Annotated in this window: 13 protein-coding genes; 11 read left to right on the top strand and 2 right to left on the bottom strand. The window is 39.8% G+C overall.

Annotated elements, in window-relative coordinates; all coding sequences use genetic code 11:
* Nucleotides 1-227: 227 nt before the first annotated feature.
* The gene (gene purL / locus V6C71_11540; protein HEY9769109.1) at nt 228-2,594 is read right to left on the bottom strand and encodes a phosphoribosylformylglycinamidine synthase subunit PurL; all 2,367 of its coding nucleotides are present in this window, start codon (nt 2,592-2,594) and stop codon (nt 228-230) included.
* A gap of 586 nt (nt 2,595-3,180) precedes the next feature.
* Here purL and V6C71_11535 point away from each other — a divergent pair.
* From V6C71_11535 to V6C71_11520, 4 genes are all read left to right on the top strand, one after another.
* Nucleotides 3,181-3,870, top strand: coding sequence for a hypothetical protein (locus tag V6C71_11535; GenBank protein HEY9769108.1), 690 nt, complete (start codon nt 3,181-3,183; stop codon nt 3,868-3,870).
* A 79-nt stretch (nt 3,871-3,949) separates the two neighbouring features.
* Complete coding sequence (locus tag V6C71_11530; protein ID HEY9769107.1) at nt 3,950-4,135, top strand: NAD(P)H dehydrogenase subunit NdhS; 186 nt, start codon at nt 3,950-3,952, stop codon at nt 4,133-4,135.
* Nucleotides 4,136-4,370: 235 nt separating this feature from the next.
* Nucleotides 4,371-5,036, top strand: coding sequence for an HAS-barrel domain-containing protein (locus V6C71_11525; protein ID HEY9769106.1), 666 nt, complete (start codon nt 4,371-4,373; stop codon nt 5,034-5,036).
* 81 nt (nt 5,037-5,117) lie between these two features.
* Nucleotides 5,118-7,211 carry a hypothetical protein gene (locus tag V6C71_11520; protein ID HEY9769105.1) on the top strand — a complete coding sequence of 698 codons (2,094 nt, stop codon included), beginning with the start codon at nt 5,118-5,120 and terminating at the stop codon, nt 7,209-7,211.
* Here V6C71_11520 and V6C71_11515 read toward each other — a convergent pair whose 3' ends face one another.
* On the bottom strand, nt 7,212-8,486 hold the full coding sequence (locus V6C71_11515) for a flippase (GenBank protein ID HEY9769104.1): 1,275 nt from the start codon (nt 8,484-8,486) through the stop codon (nt 7,212-7,214). It lies immediately after the preceding gene.
* Between the two features lie 330 nt (nt 8,487-8,816).
* Between V6C71_11515 and V6C71_11510 the strand changes: the two genes are divergently transcribed.
* The 7 genes from V6C71_11510 (at nt 8,817) to V6C71_11480 (ending at nt 17,984) form a co-directional block, all read left to right on the top strand.
* Entirely contained in the window at nt 8,817-10,133 is a 1,317-nt protein-coding gene (locus V6C71_11510) for a glycosyltransferase family 4 protein (GenBank protein HEY9769103.1), read from the top strand.
* A complete protein-coding gene (locus V6C71_11505; GenBank protein ID HEY9769102.1) occupies nt 10,096-10,917 on the top strand; it encodes a PIG-L family deacetylase in 822 nt (273 codons plus the stop codon). The genes V6C71_11510 and V6C71_11505 overlap by 38 nt, the downstream gene beginning before the upstream one ends.
* The gene (locus V6C71_11500; protein ID HEY9769101.1) at nt 10,914-11,750 is read left to right on the top strand and encodes an FkbM family methyltransferase; all 837 of its coding nucleotides are present in this window, start codon (nt 10,914-10,916) and stop codon (nt 11,748-11,750) included. Before V6C71_11505 ends, V6C71_11500 begins: the two co-directional genes overlap by 4 nt.
* Before the next feature lie 189 nt (nt 11,751-11,939).
* On the top strand, nt 11,940-13,142 hold the full coding sequence (locus V6C71_11495; protein ID HEY9769100.1) for an O-antigen ligase: 1,203 nt from the start codon (nt 11,940-11,942) through the stop codon (nt 13,140-13,142).
* A 263-nt stretch (nt 13,143-13,405) separates the two neighbouring features.
* On the top strand, nt 13,406-15,400 hold the full coding sequence (locus V6C71_11490) for a beta-ketoacyl synthase N-terminal-like domain-containing protein (protein ID HEY9769099.1): 1,995 nt from the start codon (nt 13,406-13,408) through the stop codon (nt 15,398-15,400).
* Between the two features lie 102 nt (nt 15,401-15,502).
* Complete coding sequence (locus V6C71_11485) at nt 15,503-17,272, top strand: aconitase/3-isopropylmalate dehydratase large subunit family protein (GenBank protein HEY9769098.1); 1,770 nt, start codon at nt 15,503-15,505, stop codon at nt 17,270-17,272.
* Between the two features lie 85 nt (nt 17,273-17,357).
* On the top strand, nt 17,358-17,984 hold the full coding sequence (locus tag V6C71_11480; GenBank protein ID HEY9769097.1) for an SRPBCC family protein: 627 nt from the start codon (nt 17,358-17,360) through the stop codon (nt 17,982-17,984).
* The last annotated feature ends 3 nt before the right edge of the window (nt 17,985-17,987 follow it).

The raw sequence follows: 17,987 nt of genomic DNA, 5'->3' as shown, positions 1-17,987 counted from the left end.
ATAAATATTTGCTACTGATAATAATGCTCTTAACATTTTCCAGACTAACTATTTTAAAAAATGCTTCTAATTCACTGTTTGCTAAAAAGATTTGCTAAAAAGTTTTCTGGCGAGACGGTGGCGCGGGTGAGTCTTTCTCCAACTTCGCGCTTGTCCATATCATATGGAGGATCGGTTTATTGCGATGGCTAAAAAGTTCTTAGTTTTCAAACTATACATATGCAGCATCAGGAGACCAATCTATTTTCTATTGCCTGTGACCAGACAACGGCTAACTGGTCAATTTTAACATTAATTAACGAAAGATTATCATTTGTTAAAATAGCTAGTTCTGATTGGGGTTGACTGACTATGCCTATTTTGCTCCAGCCTAGCCAAGCCATGTCGTAACCAAGCTTATCGCTTAAATTATCGCGCAAATAAGTTTCCCAAATATCAACCATGGTGGGATCGACCGACACAATTATTTGACTTGCAGCTTCCCCAAACAACAATTCATCCAAACGTTGTGATTCAGATACGGCAATATTGATAGTTGCACCCAGACTATTACCAATACAGGCTTCGGCTAAAGCGACTGCCAGCCCTCCTTCTGCCAAATCGTGAGCCGATTTAATCCATCCTTGGCGTATTCCATGACGACAGGCTGCTTGAATATTTTTTTCTAATTCAAAGTCAACCACTGGAGGTTTTCCTGCCACTTGGTTATGAATTGCTGATAGATATTCAGATGCACCGAGAGGAGATCGCGAAGTCGAAGCAGGATCGCAACAACCCAGTAAATAGATGACATCTCCCTGGTTAATCCAAGACTGTCCGCAGATTTTAGTAAGATCGGGGACTAAACCTACCATCCCGATTACAGGAGTCGGATAAATCGGTTGAGGATTACCTTGAGAATTCAAAGTCTCGTTATAAAGAGAAACATTGCCACCAGTAACGGGAGTAGACATTTCTCTACAAGCATCAGCAATACCCTGACAAGCGTTAGCTAGTTGCCAATAGCCGACGGGTTTTTCGGGACTACCAAAGTTGAGGTTGTCTGTTACTGCTAAAGGTTCAGCACCCACGCAGCTTAAATTACGAGCAGCTTCTGCTACAGCGGCTTTTGCCCCTTCATAAGGATCGAGATAGACATAACGAGCATTACAGTCGGTAGTTGCAGCCACTCCAATCGTGCAATCTCCTGGGTTAGCGTCAACGGGACGTATCCTAACCACGGCAGCATCTGCCCCACCCGGCAAGATAATGGTATTGTTTTGTACCTGATGGTCATATTGACGATATACCCACTGTTTAGAGGCTATTGTCGGAGTATCTAATAGCTGCAACAAAATTTCGTTCCAAGTTTGATAAGTTCCCCGAACATCTATACCCTGATAATCACATCCTGGTAAACTATCTGTCGTCCATTGAGCAGCTTCTTGAGCATAAGCAGGTGGTTCGGTTAATAATTCTCGGTGATAAATTGGAGTATCATCCGCTAAGGCTGTGGCGGTAACTTTGGCAGCCACCTCACCCTGATATAAAATTCTGACTACTGGTTCTTCAATAACTGAACCAGCAACCACCGCCTGAAGTTCCCAACGGTGAAAAATATCAATTAACTCTTGTTCTCTACCTTTTTGTGCCACAAACAACATTCGTTCCTGAGACTCGGAGAGTAAATATTCATAGGGAGTCATACCTGGTTCTCTAGCGGGAATTAAATCCAAATCCAATTCAATACCCACTCCGCCTTTATCTGCCATTTCTGAAGTAGAACAGGTTAATCCTGCTGCACCCATATCTTGTGCTGCTACTACCGCGCCAGTTTTAAACGCTGCTAAACAAGCCTCTACTAAAGACTTTTCTAAGAAAGGATCGCCTACCTGTACCGCAGGGCGATCGTCCATAGAATCATCAGTTAATTCGGCACTGGCGAAACTCGCCCCACCCATGCCATCTCTGCCAGTAGTCGATCCGACATAGAGTACGGGGTTGCCTATTCCTGAAGCACCAGACTTAACAATATCCTTGGTTTCCATCAAACCTAGTGCCATTGCGTTGACTAAAGGATTACCCGCATAAGCTGAATCGAAGTAGATCTCTCCTGCTACCGTCGGTACTCCAATACAGTTGCCATAGTGAGATATGCCTTCAACTACACCTTGGAATATACGTCTGGTTCGCGCATCTTCTAAATTGCCAAAGCGTAAAGAATTAAGAATCGCAATCGGACGTGCGCCCATAGTAAAGATATCGCGCAGGATTCCTCCTACTCCTGTAGCTGCGCCCTGAAAAGGTTCGACTGCCGAGGGATGGTTGTGGGATTCAATCTTAAAAGCTAGGTGTAGACCGTTACCTAAATCAACTACTCCTGCATTTTCTCCTGGACCAACCAAAACGCGATCGCCCGTAGTCGGAAACTGACTTAATAAAGGTCGAGAGTTTTTATAACAGCAGTGTTCTGACCACATTACGCCAAACATTCCTAATTCGGCTTTGTTAGGATGACGACCTAAGCGATTAACAATTTCTTGATATTCCTCTGGTTTGATACCTTCTGAGGCAATTTCTTCGGCACTAAAGGGGATAGATCCAATCTCAGACATAGATAACTTTTAGACTAACAGCACAAAATCTATTCTATCTATATGTTGGAATAATTAAATCAGGTTTTTTATGGATTAGATTGCCAAAATTTGCTTTTTATGAACTTTAGGCTAAATTCTTCAAAAACTCAAAAAATCAACCAAATTATTCGTTCAACTATTGATTAGCACTAGCTCGAAACGCTTGGTTAGCTAATCGTTTCAAATGTTAACTAAAAATTTAGCTTTAGTAACACGTCTAAGCTAAAAATATTTTTTGATTGGATTTATCAAAGCTATAATAATTATAGCAACTAATTTTTTGCTTAAAAACCACTTTAAATAGTGCAAAATAATTTGGGTTTTTAAAATTTGGTAAGTTTTGATTACTTCGCTTAGGTAATGGCTAAGAATTATAATTAAATCCAAGTAAGCTAGTTTATTATTTCAATTGTCCTTCAATCAAACAAAAGATAAACTACACAGCATATCTTTAAGATAGAAAGCTTGCGCAGTGAGTAATTATTGATTTTTAAGGACATATATTATATCTTTAATAATTTTTAGGGAACAATAGATCTAAGTTCTCTGTGATGTAGTATCTATCATGAAAGATAAAGTAAAAAATCAGCTCCAGGAAAACAGTACCTCTGCTAGGTTTGGTCTTCAAACTAGACCAACACACTACGACTTTTCCTATAAAAAACCTTTTCCTTCACAAAAAACTATTGACGAGCTGTTAAATGAAGGTTATGTAGGAATCGATCATAAACTAGCTGAAGATAATGCTTTTGCAGCAGTAGCATATAGATTTAGGAATCGAATTAAATGGACAATTAGCAGCCAGCTTGAATCAGAAGTTTGGCTCATGACTACTGATAAAAAGGCTTTAAAAAAACTATCTGAATTTATGCTCAATAAGTTTAGCTGGTCGCCAATGATTTATGCAGCCAAACCAAAAGAAGCTTTTATTTTTACCCCTAAAAATGATACAGAAAAAGCAGCAATAGAGGCTACAGTATCAGGGGAATACGGTTGGCAAGGTTCTTTATATTCCCTGGAACTATACGAGTATCACGACAATGAAGCTGGGTTTATTTTTATGACCACGCCTTTAAATTCGCCTAAGCAAGAATGGCTTTTAGTTAAGCTAAATTTTAGCGACTATTCAGGCTCATGGAGTCATCATGAAGGAAGTCTAGAGCAGGTATATTATATTTGGAAAGAAAATATACAGCTATCTGAACCAAACTACAACCCTACTTCTGATGAAATATTAGATGCGATCTACGACTAAAGAGTTTTAACCTGACAGAGTTTACTTGGTATGCTAAATAAGATAAACCACATCAAAAGCGATCGCATTTAGCACAATGATTATTTTACCTGGTGCAACTGTTAAAATTACTAATTCTGACGATATCTACTATAACTTCCAAGGCTTAGTACAGCGCATCGACGACGGTAAAGTTGCCGTACTATTTGAAGGTGGAAATTGGGATAAGTTAGTTACCTTTAATTTATCTGAACTAGAAGCCGTAAACTTAACCAAAAAGAAATAGCGTTGCTGCAAGCTTCATATTTAGTTGGGGTATAGTACGCCTTGGGCATGAAGTAACTAGCGACTAGTTGACACTCGCGCGTTAAATCAAAGAGCTAAGAGCTAAGAGCTTATTTAAACTCATCAATTACAAACTGACAGACCAGTAGTTTGTTTTCCATAACAGCAAATCGAGTCAATCGGCACAGCCGTAACTTATTTTCTGCTCTTTATTCCTCATTCTCGATCATTGAAAAATGCGTCTTCCCCTGCCTCAATTTACAGTTGACGATCGCAACCCGAAGCATATTGGAGAAGTGATCGAAACATCTACAACACAATATTTAGCTCAATGTCTCGAACCAGAAGATCTGAAGTTTCCCGTAATGCCACCATTTGGTAGCTGGATTAAATCTTTTGATGAAGAATCGGGCAACAAGATTTTTGCTGTTGTCACTTACGTTACTACTAGTCCGATTGATTCAGTCCACCGTGCTAGAGCTTTGGGCTTATCTCTCGAAGAACTAAGAGAGCAGCAGCCTCAGATCTTTGCCATGCTGAAAACCGAATTTAAAGCAGCGATCGTCGGTTTTGAAGCTCCTAACCATTTGAATGGAAATAACGTCAATTTAGGTCAAATATATCAATACTTACCGCCTCGTCCGCCTCAGATTCACCAATCGGTTTATCAGTGTGATGCCGAAGAAATAGTTCACTTTACGGAAAAACTAGACTTTCTTAGAACTCTGCTGCAAGCCAAAGATATACCAGTAGAGTCCTTGGTTGCAGCATCAGTAAGGGATGTCTATCGGCAGCGTCAGGCAAATCGAGATTGGTTAGTTAATGTTGGTCGAACCCTTAGCACTTTGTTGAAAGATGATTATGACCGTCTGCGCTATATTCTGAGTCAAATTCATTGGTAAAAATTAATCACATGAACCACAGAAGCGTCGGGGCTTGTACGCTCCTTACGTTGAAAAGTTTTTCTTTACTTGTTTCTACAGATGAATGAATCATTTACCGATAGTTTTCAAGACGATCGCCCTTTAGGTAAGACGATCGACACTAAATGCAAAGGAGGTATTGAGAGAAAGGGAATAGATCGAGAAAAGGCGATCGCTATAGACAATAATGCCCTACGTTTTAAACCTTTGATTCAACCAGGCTGGGGTAGACAGGGTATTGCCTACGGTGAATATCAACGCCAGAATGGATTAGCTGTAGCCGTGTTAATCCTTAACGGTCATAATACTTCTCAAGCGGAAACTATTGAATGGCTCTATAAAAGAATTTCTCGTTGGCTCAAAGGTAGTGAAACTGAATCGGTAATGCAGCGGATTGTAGCCTGGTTGGGTAGTAAACAAAAGCAGGAAACAGTAAAACGTTTATTAGGTTGGTTACGCATCGCATCTGAGGTGACTAAATTCTTTCCTCTACCTCCAATTGACGATAATTTAGCAGTTGGTTGGTTTGCTGATGCAGTGCCAAATAACCCAACGCAAACAGGCAATGGTTTCGTCGTGCGAGCTACGGGAGCAGAAAATGGCGAGTTGCTAGCTTCAGTAGGAACAAAATTATTACCTATTTTTCGGGGACTGCAAAACGTCCCCGTATACTATGTGGTTATCTTGAGAGAACAGGGTGCAGCTTACTATGCTGCATCTTTACCACAGGTTTATGGCTTATCAGCCTATCCTCAGCTACGTCCAGTAGCGATCGATGGCGTTAATTCTGAAGCTACCGTGTATGCAGGTGTTCATCAAAGCGTTCTCGGTCAAATTGGCTTTCGGGCTGAGACTAGAGTATCTGGAGTCAAAGTTGAGACAATCGCTGAATTAGAAACTTGGTATGGTACGGCTCATGCAGCAGACTCCTTAATAGGACAAAGCAACCTAACGAATACTGCTGCTGAGGTAGGAGGAAGTTGGTCAGTTTTGTCTGGCGGTTTTGAGCGGACGGAAAAGGGCTTGGTGGCAAGAGAAAACAATAGTCTGGCTATTCTCGATCCTCAAGCAAATTCTGGATTATTACATTTAGAAATATTTACGGGAGATGCGCCAGCAGATTTGGGCATAATCTGGAGATTTCGCGATCGAGATAATTATTGGTGTTGTCGTCTTAATCAGGAACAGCTTTGTCTTCAGTTAATTGAGGCTGGACAAACAAAAGAAATATATATTAGTACTGAAGATTATCTTGTGCCTAATAGCGTTACATATTGGCAAATTTTAGATGACGGACAAGAATTCAGAATTTATCTTAATGGTAAGCTAGTCGGCGATCGGCCCAACGGCATAGCTGCGCAAGGCGTTTCTCTAGACAAGCAATTAGCTGAGGCTACAGGAATCGGTGTAACCATATTTAAGGCATCCAATTTATATTTACGTCACTTTGAAGCTCATCCTCGCACGGTAACTATTCCCAATCTCGATCTGGGTTCTCCTTGGTGGCGCGAAGGATCGGATCTTGTTATTCAAGATGACTTCAATTTTTGGCAAGGAGATTTAACTGGCAAAACTACCTCTCTAGGCAATAAAGTCTGGTCAAAAACTCTTGGTCAGGGTGCATTCAAAATGCAATCGGGCATTACTAAAATAGAGGCTAGCGTTGAGCATCCCTTACCAGGGCGTACTGCCTATACTGTGGCTTGGGATCATTCTAGTTTTGCTGATATGTCAGTAACGATTTTTCCTCCAGGGAAAGAAAGGGGACAAGGAGAAAAAGGACGAGGTGGCTTAATCTTTTGGCAGGACAAAGATAATTACATTATTATCAATACCTGGTTGGATGATTTTTATGAAGGAGAATCCATTTCTTGTTTTTTCCGTATCGATGGGTTTGAAGAAATTTACGATGCAGTGTGGTCCAACATTGGCAAGGCGATCGCTTTTGGGCAACCCTACACCCTCAGGGTTGTCTTTGATGGTAATAACTATACCGTGCGGGTTAACCAGCAAACCGTTCTTTATCGCGCCCTCACCGATGTTTATCCCTGGGCTAATGCTCTAAGTATTAATCGTCTTGGCATTGTCGCTAACTGGGAGTGGGGTAATGATACTGGCAGTGGCTTTAGCAATTTTATGGTGATGAAAGAATAATTAAACTCTGGTTCTTTGTTGGTGATAAAACCAGCCTACAGCGATCGCCAAACCAATAATCCGAAAACTATCAGAAGTTAATGTTGCCCAAGCAGCACCCTTCCAGGAATATAAGGGAATTAACCAGAAATTCAATCCGACGTTGCCTAAGGCGGTGATTACCTGAATAGCACTGCGAGTTTTCTGAAAACCTGCACCCGTAAGGGTATCTGCTAAGAGCAACTGTATCGAACCGATAATCGGGATGGGTGCAAGCCAGCGTACTGTGGCGATCGCATTTTGATATTCATCTCCTAAAATATAAACAATCCCAGGAGCAAAAAATAAAAAACCTATTAAGGAAATAATCCCATAAATTACGACCAAAGGTAAAAGTCGTTTGACTAAACTCAAGCAGCCCTTAATTCCTTTTGTTCCCTCCTGAAAAAATTTAGGATAAGAAGCGGATAGTACTGCATAAATCGGAATACCACCAACTTGAATTAAGCGATATGCTGCTCCATAGATACCTGTTGCTTCCAGGGTAGACATACTTGCTAGCATTGTTTTATCAATATCGGAGTTGATATTATAAGCAGATTCGCCGATGGCAAAGTAAATTCCTTGATTAGCCATCTCTGGTATGGCCTGGGAAAGCACCTTGGGTTTGCCTAAAGTTTTATTTACCCAAACAATCCCGACGACTGCTGTAATTAGCGAGCTTAATAAATATAAATAAGACCACTGTAATAAAGAGGGTTTTTGATAACAGGTTGCTAACAGTATCGATGCTAATAATTTGGTGATTGTATTAATAATTTGTAATAAAGAAGAATTTTTTAATAAATTATGAGATATAAACGCTTTAGCACTAACCATAAACACAGCCAAACCAGTTAAATCTGCTAATAAAATAGCTAATATAGCTGGCAAACTAATAATTTCGGCAAAAATAAAAGGAGATATAAAGTAAGCAATTGTTGTTAACAGTAAGCTGGCAATACAAATAATTATTAAAGCATTTCCCCAATAGGTAGAAAACACTTTTCTATCTCTAGATACTTGCTGAATTAAAACATCTCCACTGCCCAAATTAGCAAAAGGAAAAATCAGAGCAGCTAAAGCAGTAATCCCCACAAATGCACCATAATTTTCTGTGCCAAGAACCCGCACAATAACGGTAAAGTAAGCTGCTTGACAGCCGATATTAACTAGCTTGGCTAATAATTCCCAAAGGCTATTTTTGACTATTGACTTCTGAGAAATATGTTTAAGTTTTTGTCTTAACTTTTTCAAAATTAATAAAATAGACCAAAAAACATAAAAGAGTAGCAATTCTTAATAATTATACTAACAATTGATAATTTAGCTACTTTTTTAAATCTTTATATGTAAACTTTTCTTAATTTTTATGTTGCACATAAGGCATAACTATGGCTGAAGATAAAATTTGAGTGAAGCGGAAAATAATAATATTAAGACTTTGTAAATAAATAGCAGGAAAAAAAACGTAATTAGATTAACAATCAATACAATAATTGATAATTCATCAGGCAAAAGGTAGATATTAAATATTTTAAAAAGGTGATATTTTTATTTAATACTTGAATAGGAGATGTCATTAGTTTGAAATTATCTTTTGTCAATCAACCTTGGACGATTGCCGCTTTACCCAGGGGTAGCGATTCAACTGGGATTTGGAGTTATCAAGTCAGCCGTTACCTTAGTAAGTATGGTCAGATTATCTACTATGGTTGCGAAGCTAAGCTCAATGCCAATAAGCAATCAGAACACAACTTGAAAACGGATTTTCCGCTAGAATACCGAGCTATATCTATTAAACCAGATGATATCTGGTTGAAAATTCCCAGAAAAATCGCCAGTTTACTAAATTTTCAAGCCAAATTGCCTTATTTTGGTTCTGCTTGGTTTTATTTGGGCTATGTTTGGCAGATCGCTCAAGACGCTGCTCGATGCAAGTGCGACATAATTCATATTCATAACTTCTCCCAATTTGTGCCGATAATTCGCGATCGCAATCGGGATGCCAAGATAATTATCCATCTGCATTGTGAATGGTTGAATCGACTGGATCGAGATGCGATCGCGTCTCGTTTAAAAGAAGTAGACTTAATTATTAGCTGTAGTGACTACATTACTAACAAAATTAAGACTCGCTTACCTGAATATGCGGGGATTTGTCGCACGGTTAACAATGGTGTCAATGCAGATTATTTTGTACCTTCTGTTAATTCTCGCCCTCAACACGAGCCAAATGCGCCCCAACTGCTTTTTGTCGGTCGTATTTCTCCTGAAAAAGGCGTTCACGATCTAATCGATGCTTTTATCAAGATAACAGAGCAGTATCCCCAAGCTGTCTTAACTATTGCTGGACCACATCTGGTAATTGTTCAAGAACTGCTGTGTGATTTGCAGCCTGAACCTGAAGTACAGGCTCTAAAACCTTTTTACAGTATTGATTATCTCGAACATCTTAAAAGCAAAATTCCGCCTCATTTAGCTTCTCAAGTAATTTTTACGGGTTCACTAGCTCAACCAGAACTATTACCTTACTATCAAAATGCCGATGTCTTGATTAATCCTTCTCTTAGTGAAGCTTTCGGTATGACTTTGGTCGAGGCAATGGCAACTCAGACTCCAGTAATTGCGACAAAAATTGGCGGAATGCCAGAAATTGTCGACGATCGGGTGAATGGTTTATTGGTAGAGCCTGCAAATCCTCAGGCTTTAGCGGATGCAGCCGTAGAATTAATCGCCGATCCCGATCGAGCTAGAGAAATGGGAAAAGCAGGCAGAAAAAAAGTTTTGCAACGCTATTGTTGGTCACAAATTGCCGAAAGTTTAGTAGATTGTTATGCAGACATAGGAGTAAAGCTGAAATCTAATGTTTCTCAGAAAGCAGTTGCGCGATCGCTATCTTAAGCAAATTGATAAAATTGACCCCCTATCAACTGAAGATTTAGCAGCTTCAGCAGTGTTTTTTGCCCCCCACCAGGATGATGAAACCCTCGGCTGTGGCGGAACAATTATGCGCAAACGCGCCTTGGGTGCAGAGGTAAAAATTGTCTTTATGACCGATGGCAGTCGTTCTCACGATCGCTTTATCCCAGATGCTGAGTTAATTACGTTGCGTCAACAAGAGGCAGTTAAAGCCGCTGAAACCTTGGGCGTAGCTTCAGAGAATGTGGTGTTTTTGGCTTTTCGTGACGGAGAATTGCAGCAGTCATCGGCAAAAGCGATCGCTCAGGTCAATAAATTACTTCAGCAAAAACAGCCTCAGCAGGTATTTATTCCTTATATTCGCGAAACTCATCCCGATCATCTAGCGACAAATCAAATCGTTTTAGCCGCATTACAAAACTATACTAAAGAAGTTACCGTCTATGAATATCCCGTTTGGTACTGGCATCATTTTCCCTGGACGAAAACAGGAGATCAAGACTCAAAAATTGCCTATTTTAAAGCCAGCATCAAGGCAAAATGTGGTTTACAGCTAGTTCAAGAATTTAATTACCGTGTTGAAATCGAACCTGTCAAGTCACAAAAACAGCTTGCTTTGGCTCAACATCAGACTCAAATGAAACCTTTAGTCAACGATCCTAACTGGGGACTACTCAAAGATGTCTCCGATGGAGAATGGCTAGAATGTTTCTTTCAAACCCAAGAAATCTTTCGTCGCACTATAGTTGCAGGAGCAAAATTATGATTAAACAAGCAGTATTTAACCTTTTACCCCTTTTTCCCGTAAACGTTCTCGAAAGTTTAGCTAGTTCCAACCCTAGTTCTTTAAAATATCGTCTGGCTAGTGCGGGTTTACGCCAGCGAGACGTAGCCGTGAGAAATGGCGTGGCTAAAGGATTAAAGTTTAATTCAGGAGAATCCTGTCCCGAATTAGCGTTAGGTACTTATGAAATCCCGATTCAAAATATTTTTGCTCAACATTTGCAAGCTGGAGATGTTTTTTATGATATTGGGGCAAACGTAGGTTTTTTTAGCATAATTGCCGCTAAATTAGTCGGTAATACGGGCAAGGTTTACGCTTTTGAACCAGGAGAAGGAAATGCTAATAGCATTCGTCATAATGCTCGGCTAAATGATTTCAACCAAATAGAAGTAATTGAAAAAGCCGTTTCTAATACCTCAGGAGAAGGACAACTATTACTGGCTAAGTATTCTGGAGGACACGCTTTGGCTACGGCTGATGCACCACCAGATTTGGCAGGAGAAGTAACTATTGATTTGGTTTCAATAGACGATCTAATTGCTCAAAACCGCATTACGCCTCCCAACTTTGTCAAAGTAGATGTTGAAGGAGCAGAATTAGACGTACTCAAGGGAATGAGCGAAACTATTAAAACTTATCAGCCAACCATTATCTATGAAGTTGATGATAGCGATCGCGCTGGTTACGAACGCAAGTATCGAGAATTAGCTGATTTCTTGGAATCATTAAATTATCAAGTCACTCAGATTGAAAACTCTTATGACACAATTGATTGGTGTGTCGGTCATGCGATCGCGACTCCTCTTTCTGAGTAAGATTATTTAAGATTATTTCTGTTTTTGTGATTACTAAAAATTACTGTCAAAGCTATGGAGGATCGATTAACCTTAAAAAACAGTTAAATTATTTTAGTCTTTATGGACAGCGTTTATATACAGACAAAAAGCCAAGGCAGTACACTGAGAATTTTTGAATTTGTTTTTTCCATATTCGCTTTAATTCATATGTCTAATGCCATCACGCCTCTTCTTCTAACTAAAGGAGTTAATGAAGGAGATGGTATAGATCTTAGCAGCTTCGATTTGTCGCTCAATGCCAAGATCTCACTCCTAATTTACGCGATCACCTTGATTCTTTTGACGGTGAGATGGAAAAGGTTTCTGCCAGTGCTTTTTGACAATAAATTTCTTTGGATATTAATGGGAATCGTTTGTTTTTCCTATTTTTGGTCAATAAATCCAGACCAAACTCTGAGGTTTACTATTTACGCGCTCGGAACCACTGCTTTTGGTCTATATTTGGCAACCCGCTACAGTCTTACGGAACAGATGGATTTGCTAGGTTGGACCTATGGATTACTATTGATTTTAAGTGTTTTGTTTGTAGTAGCCATACCCCAATACGGATTAATGGCTGGGGTCCATGAAGGCGCTTTGCGAGGCGTATTCACACATAAAAATCAGTTTGGCGCATTTATGGCTCCTAGCGGCGTTATTTTTTGCTTAAACGCTCTTCGAGGACAAAAATATAGCTGGATTTATTGGTGCTTGTTAGCTCTTAGCTGTGCTGCCATGACCCTGTCTCAATCCACAACAGCTCTAGGTACTTTTGTCTTCATGTTGCTGTTGTGTATTATCTATCGTATTTTCCGATGGCGATATGAAGTGCTCATTTTAGCAGTATTAGCCCTAACCATCATTGGTTTGTTTGCTATTGTTTTGGTTACTGGATATATTGGTTCGGATTCTTTGTTTGGTTCTGTAGGAAAAGACGCGACTTTATCAGGAAGAACAGATATTTGGCAATATGTTTGGGATCAGATTCAACTACGTCCTTGGTTGGGTTACGGACTGGCTGCGTTTTGGAATGGTTATGAAGGACCTTCTGGCTATGTGCAGTTGGCAATGAGAATACCTATAATTTATGCTCACAACGGATTTCTCGATATTTGGCTCTCCATTGGATTGATTGGGTTAATTGTGTTCATGGTAAGTTTTCTTACTACCATAGGGCAATCTTTAGCGTTGCTGAGAAAAACCAATGCTCCAGAAGGGTTTTGGCCTCTTTTGTTTATGTCGTATATTTTGCTGTCGAATTTAACCGAGGGTACTATAACCACTATGAGTAGTTCTTTTTGGGCAATGTACGCAGCAATATCTTATTCTTTAGTCATGGCTAAAAACAATCAGTATGCCATTGATAGATAAAGCTAATAGCTAATAGCTAATAGCGCAGCGCGTACGCAAGGGGCTGTCCTAAAGGATACCGCTTCGCATATGGTCGTAGCTTTGCTGCGACACGGACATCTCACGGTGGCGAACTTGGTTCGCCACCCGTGTCCTCCTTTATACGCCCCGCGCAGATCGTCGTCGTAAGACGACGCAGCATTACTTCGCTTTGTGCGCTACAAACCAATTGACAAACAACACACAACCTTAACTTGTCACTAATTGTAATTGGTGATTAAACAATGGATTTATCTCCTACTAAAAAGGCTTTACTTGCGCTGAGACAAATGCAAAGCAAACTAAAGACTCTCGAACAGGCTAAACATGAGTCAATTGCTGTAGTAGGTATGGGTTGTCGTTTTCCTGGCGCAGATAATTCCGAGGAATTTTGGCAGTTGTTAAAAGAGGGAAGAGATGCTGTTACTGAGATTCCTAACGAACGCTGGGAGGAGTTGAAATACCACGATACTCAATCGAAGACACCAGAAAAAATTTGCTCTACCTACGGTGGATTTGTGCCTCATCTCAAAGAATTTGATGCTAGTTTTTTCCGTATTGCACCCAGAGAAGCTGCTAGTTTAGATCCGCAACAAAGATTATTATTAGAAGTTAGTTGGGAAGCATTGGAAAATGCAGCTATTGCTGCCGATTTAGTTCAAGGTAGCCAGACTGGAGTATTTATCGGTGTTTCAGCTATAGACTATTGGCATCAGCTATTGAACCAAAAAGAAACAGAGATTGATGCTTATCTTACTACAGGGAATACTCATAGTTTGGCATCAGGACGTATATCGCACTTTTTTAATTTTACCGGGTCGAGTATCTCGCTAGATACGGCTTGTTCATCTTCCTTAGTCACAGTACATCTAGCGATTAAAAGTTTACGCGATCGCGAGTGCAATATGGCTCTAGCAGGAGGAGTTAACCGCTTAATTTCTCCCAAGATTAGTCTAAATTTTTCAAGAGCAAAAATGCTGTCCTCTGATGGACGCTGTAAGACTTTTGATCGCGATGCAAATGGTTTTGTGCGATCTGAAGGTTGCGGCATAGTCGTATTGAAAAGACTTAGTGATGCGATCGCCGATCGAGATAATATTAGAGCTATCTTATTAGGTTCGGCTACTAATCAGGATGGACGCACCAGCAGTATTACCACTCCTAATAGTTTGTCTCAGCAAGCAGTAATTAAACAGGCTTTGCTTAACAGTAGAATCGAAGCACAACAGGTTAGTTATCTAGAAACCCACGGTACGGGAACAGCTTTGGGAGATGCGATCGAAATTGAAGCTTTGAGCAAAGTATTTCCAGATAATCAACAGTTAATTTTAGGTGCGGTAAAAACTAACATTGGTCACTTAGAATCGGCATCGGGTATAGCTAGTTTAATTAAAACTGTCTTAGCTTTAGAAAATAAGTTGATTCCTCGTAATCTACACTTAAAAAATTTAAATAATAATGTAGATTGGCAAAATCTACCGTTCCAACTACCAGAGAAAGCGATACCCTGGAACAAAACAGCACAACCCCGCCTAGCTGGAGTTAGTGGTTTTGGTTTTAGCGGTACTAATGCTCATGTTGTGGTTCAAGAAGCTAGTATTTCTCTGGAGGGGGAGACGGGAAAACGGGGAGACACGGAGCAAGATATATTTTTATTTACTTTATCAGCCAGAAGTAATCAAGCTTTGTCTCAACTCACGACAAACTATCTTAGTTTTTTAAAATTACATCCCCATCTTTTAATTGAAGATATCTGCTGTACTACAAATACAGGGCGATCGCATTTTAATCATCGCTTAGCTACTACCGTAACTTCTACCGCAGATTTACAAATTAAATTAACTCAGTTTATTTCTGGGGAAACCCCAACAAAATTATGGCAGGGAAAGGCTAATCTTAATCAAGAACCAAGACTTGCTTTAAAATCACAATCAGCAAGTAAAGAGTTACCAGAATTAATCGAATCTTTAATTGCTAATCCTTTAGTTGCTTCGGATCTAGCCGATATTTGTTGGGAGTTAAATAACACCACCATAACTAGAAAAAATAACGCATCACAAAATATTATCTGCTCTCAAATTAAATCTGAATCAAACAATTGGCAAATATTATCTGGACTAGCTCAACTATATGTATTAGGAATAGCGATCGACTGGAAAGTATTAGCTAAAAAAAGTGGTGGCAAAAAAATAACCCTTCCTACCTATCCTTTCCAAAGAAGTACTTATTGGAACGATTAAATTGTTCAAAGTGATAGAGTAGAATACGCCAAAGATCGAAAGAAAACATAGTAATGTATATCAATATTTAAAAAAGCTAATAGCTAATAGCTAAAAAACATTATGAAAGCACTAAAACTTGGCGATGATATTAATACCGATGACATTATTCCTGCTCATCGTACTACTAACCCCGATCCCGAACACCTGAAGCACTATGTTTTAGAACATATAATCGGCATCGATCGCTTGTTAGATTACCAGGTGATTGAAGCAGGATCGAACTTTGGCTGTGGTTCGAGTCGGGAGTATGCACCCATAGCCATCAAAGCAGCAGGAATTAAGTTAGTTCGCGCTGAGTCTTTTGCCGAAATTTTTTACCGCAACAGTATAAATATTGGTCTGGATTTGGAAATTATTGGCGATCATCAAGACAATCCCGTAGTCAAAGCTATTTCCACAGCAGGGGGATTAACTGCTTTTAATCAACAGCGTCTAAACAACAAGATTACTGTTCCCCAAAGTAATACAGCACCTCGCTTGATGACCATGACGGAGAAAATGCTCGCTAAAGCTTCAGGAAATGGTTATGTGCAACCTGGGGAGGTTATATTTGCCAAGGTAGATTTGGCAATGTCTCATGATGCGATCGCAGCACCAGTATTTCGGCAATTTCAGCAAAATTTTGGCGAAAATAGGCTAATTTGGGACGCTAGCAAGGTGGTGTTAGTTGCCGATCATTTTATTCAAGTTAATGATATTAGAGTAGATTCCCAGGCTACTAAGCTTTATCAGGATATGGTAGATTTTGCTGCTCAATATAACTGCAAGCTGTTCGATCTAGTCTCACCTGGGGAAGCAGCGGGAATTTGTCATGTCTTGTTACCAGAACAGGGTTTAATCCATCCAGGAATGATTATTGCGGGTACTGATTCTCATAGCTGTACCTATGGCGCGTTTGGTAGTTTTTCGACGGGGGTAGGAACTACCGATATGGCAAACATACTAGCTACAGGGGATATGTGGATTCGTGTTCCCGATACAATTGTGCTTGAGCTTTCAGGAACTTTACCCGAACATCTCAGTGCCAAGGATATTATGCTTTTTATCTTGGGTAAGATCGGCTGTCAGGGTGCAATTGGGAAGGTAATTGAATTTGGGGGAAGTATTATCCAACAGCTATCCATCGATGAACGGATGACTCTTAGTAATATGGCGGTTGAGTGTGGCGCAATGTGCGGTTTGATTGCACCTGATGCTATTACCGCTAAATATCTCCAAGAGCAAAGTCAGAGATTACTCCGCCGTCCTAAAGGATACCGCTCCGCATATAAAACGACGGAGCCTGCTCTGACCGTTGATCAAGTTGAGTTTGACGCTATAACAGGCGATGCGGATGCTGAATACGATCGCATTTACCAATTCGATTTGACTCATTTAGAACCTCAAATAGCCTGTCCCCCAAAACCAGATCGGGTTGTTGGGATTAGTGATTTACCAGAAGTACCAATTACTCTCGCCTTTGTTGGTTCTTGTACAGGGGGGAAAATATCGGATCTAGCCGAGGTAGCCAAGGTGTTAGATAATCGGCGTGTTAACCCAAACGTGCAAATGTATGTTGTTCCCGCTTCTGTGTCAGTACGTCAGCAAGCAGAAGCGTTGGGCTACTTTGATATTTTTGAACGAGCAGGCGTGCAAATTCTTAAGTCTGGCTGTGGTGCTTGTATTAATTCTGGTAAGGGAGTGTTAGGTAAACAGGAGACGGGAATTTATGCAACTAACCGCAATTTTACAGGGCGTACTGGCGATCCTACAGGAAAAAGTTATTTAGCTTCTCCCAGGGTAGTTAGTATTTCCGCAATTCAAGGCAAGATTAGTCATAAATTAGTTTAATTTGCTGGAACCAGATTGGCGATCTCTCTGTTAAAATTGTTACTTCTTGATGTTTAATTAACCCTAATTACTGCCCTTATAATTAATGTTTAATTATCTCAAATTAACTAAAATTACTCTTTTTATTGGGTTGATTAGTTTTAGTCTAAATTTTACTGTCTTGGCTCAGAATGCTGCCAGTGAAGTCAAACTATCAACTCAAGAACAGACTAACTTAAATCAAGGCAAGGTAATACTTAAGGGTGAAAAGGGAGCTTATCTTGGACAAGTATTGGCAACAGGTAATCTCGATACAGCATGGCAAGTATTAACTGATTACAACAATTTTCCTAGTTTTATGCCAAATATTGCCTCAAGTAAGATAGTTGTAGAGCGAGGCGATCGCAAAATATTCGAGCAGGTAAATGTTGTTGACTTATTGTTTTTTAAAGAAAAATTTACGGTACAAATTGAGGCGAAAGAAACTAAGCCATATAAAGTAGATTTTCAGCAGTTCCAAGGCGATCTAAAATCTTTATCAGGAACTTGGCAAATAAAACAGATAAATTCTCGCCAAATACTAGTGACTCATCGGGTAAAAGTAGAGCCTGAATCCAATACAGAGAAGCCTTTTTTTTATGGCATTTATGAAAGTTATTTGGAAAATACTTTAAAGGCGATCGCTCAAGAAATTACTCAACGTTCTCAAAGTTCAAAAGCTAATAGCTATTAGCAA

The organism is Coleofasciculaceae cyanobacterium (genome assembly GCA_036703275.1).
Lineage (GTDB): Bacteria > Cyanobacteriota > Cyanobacteriia > Cyanobacteriales > Xenococcaceae > Waterburya.
Note: the sequence above shows the minus strand (reverse complement) of the source record. Positions and strands in the feature narration are given on the sequence as shown.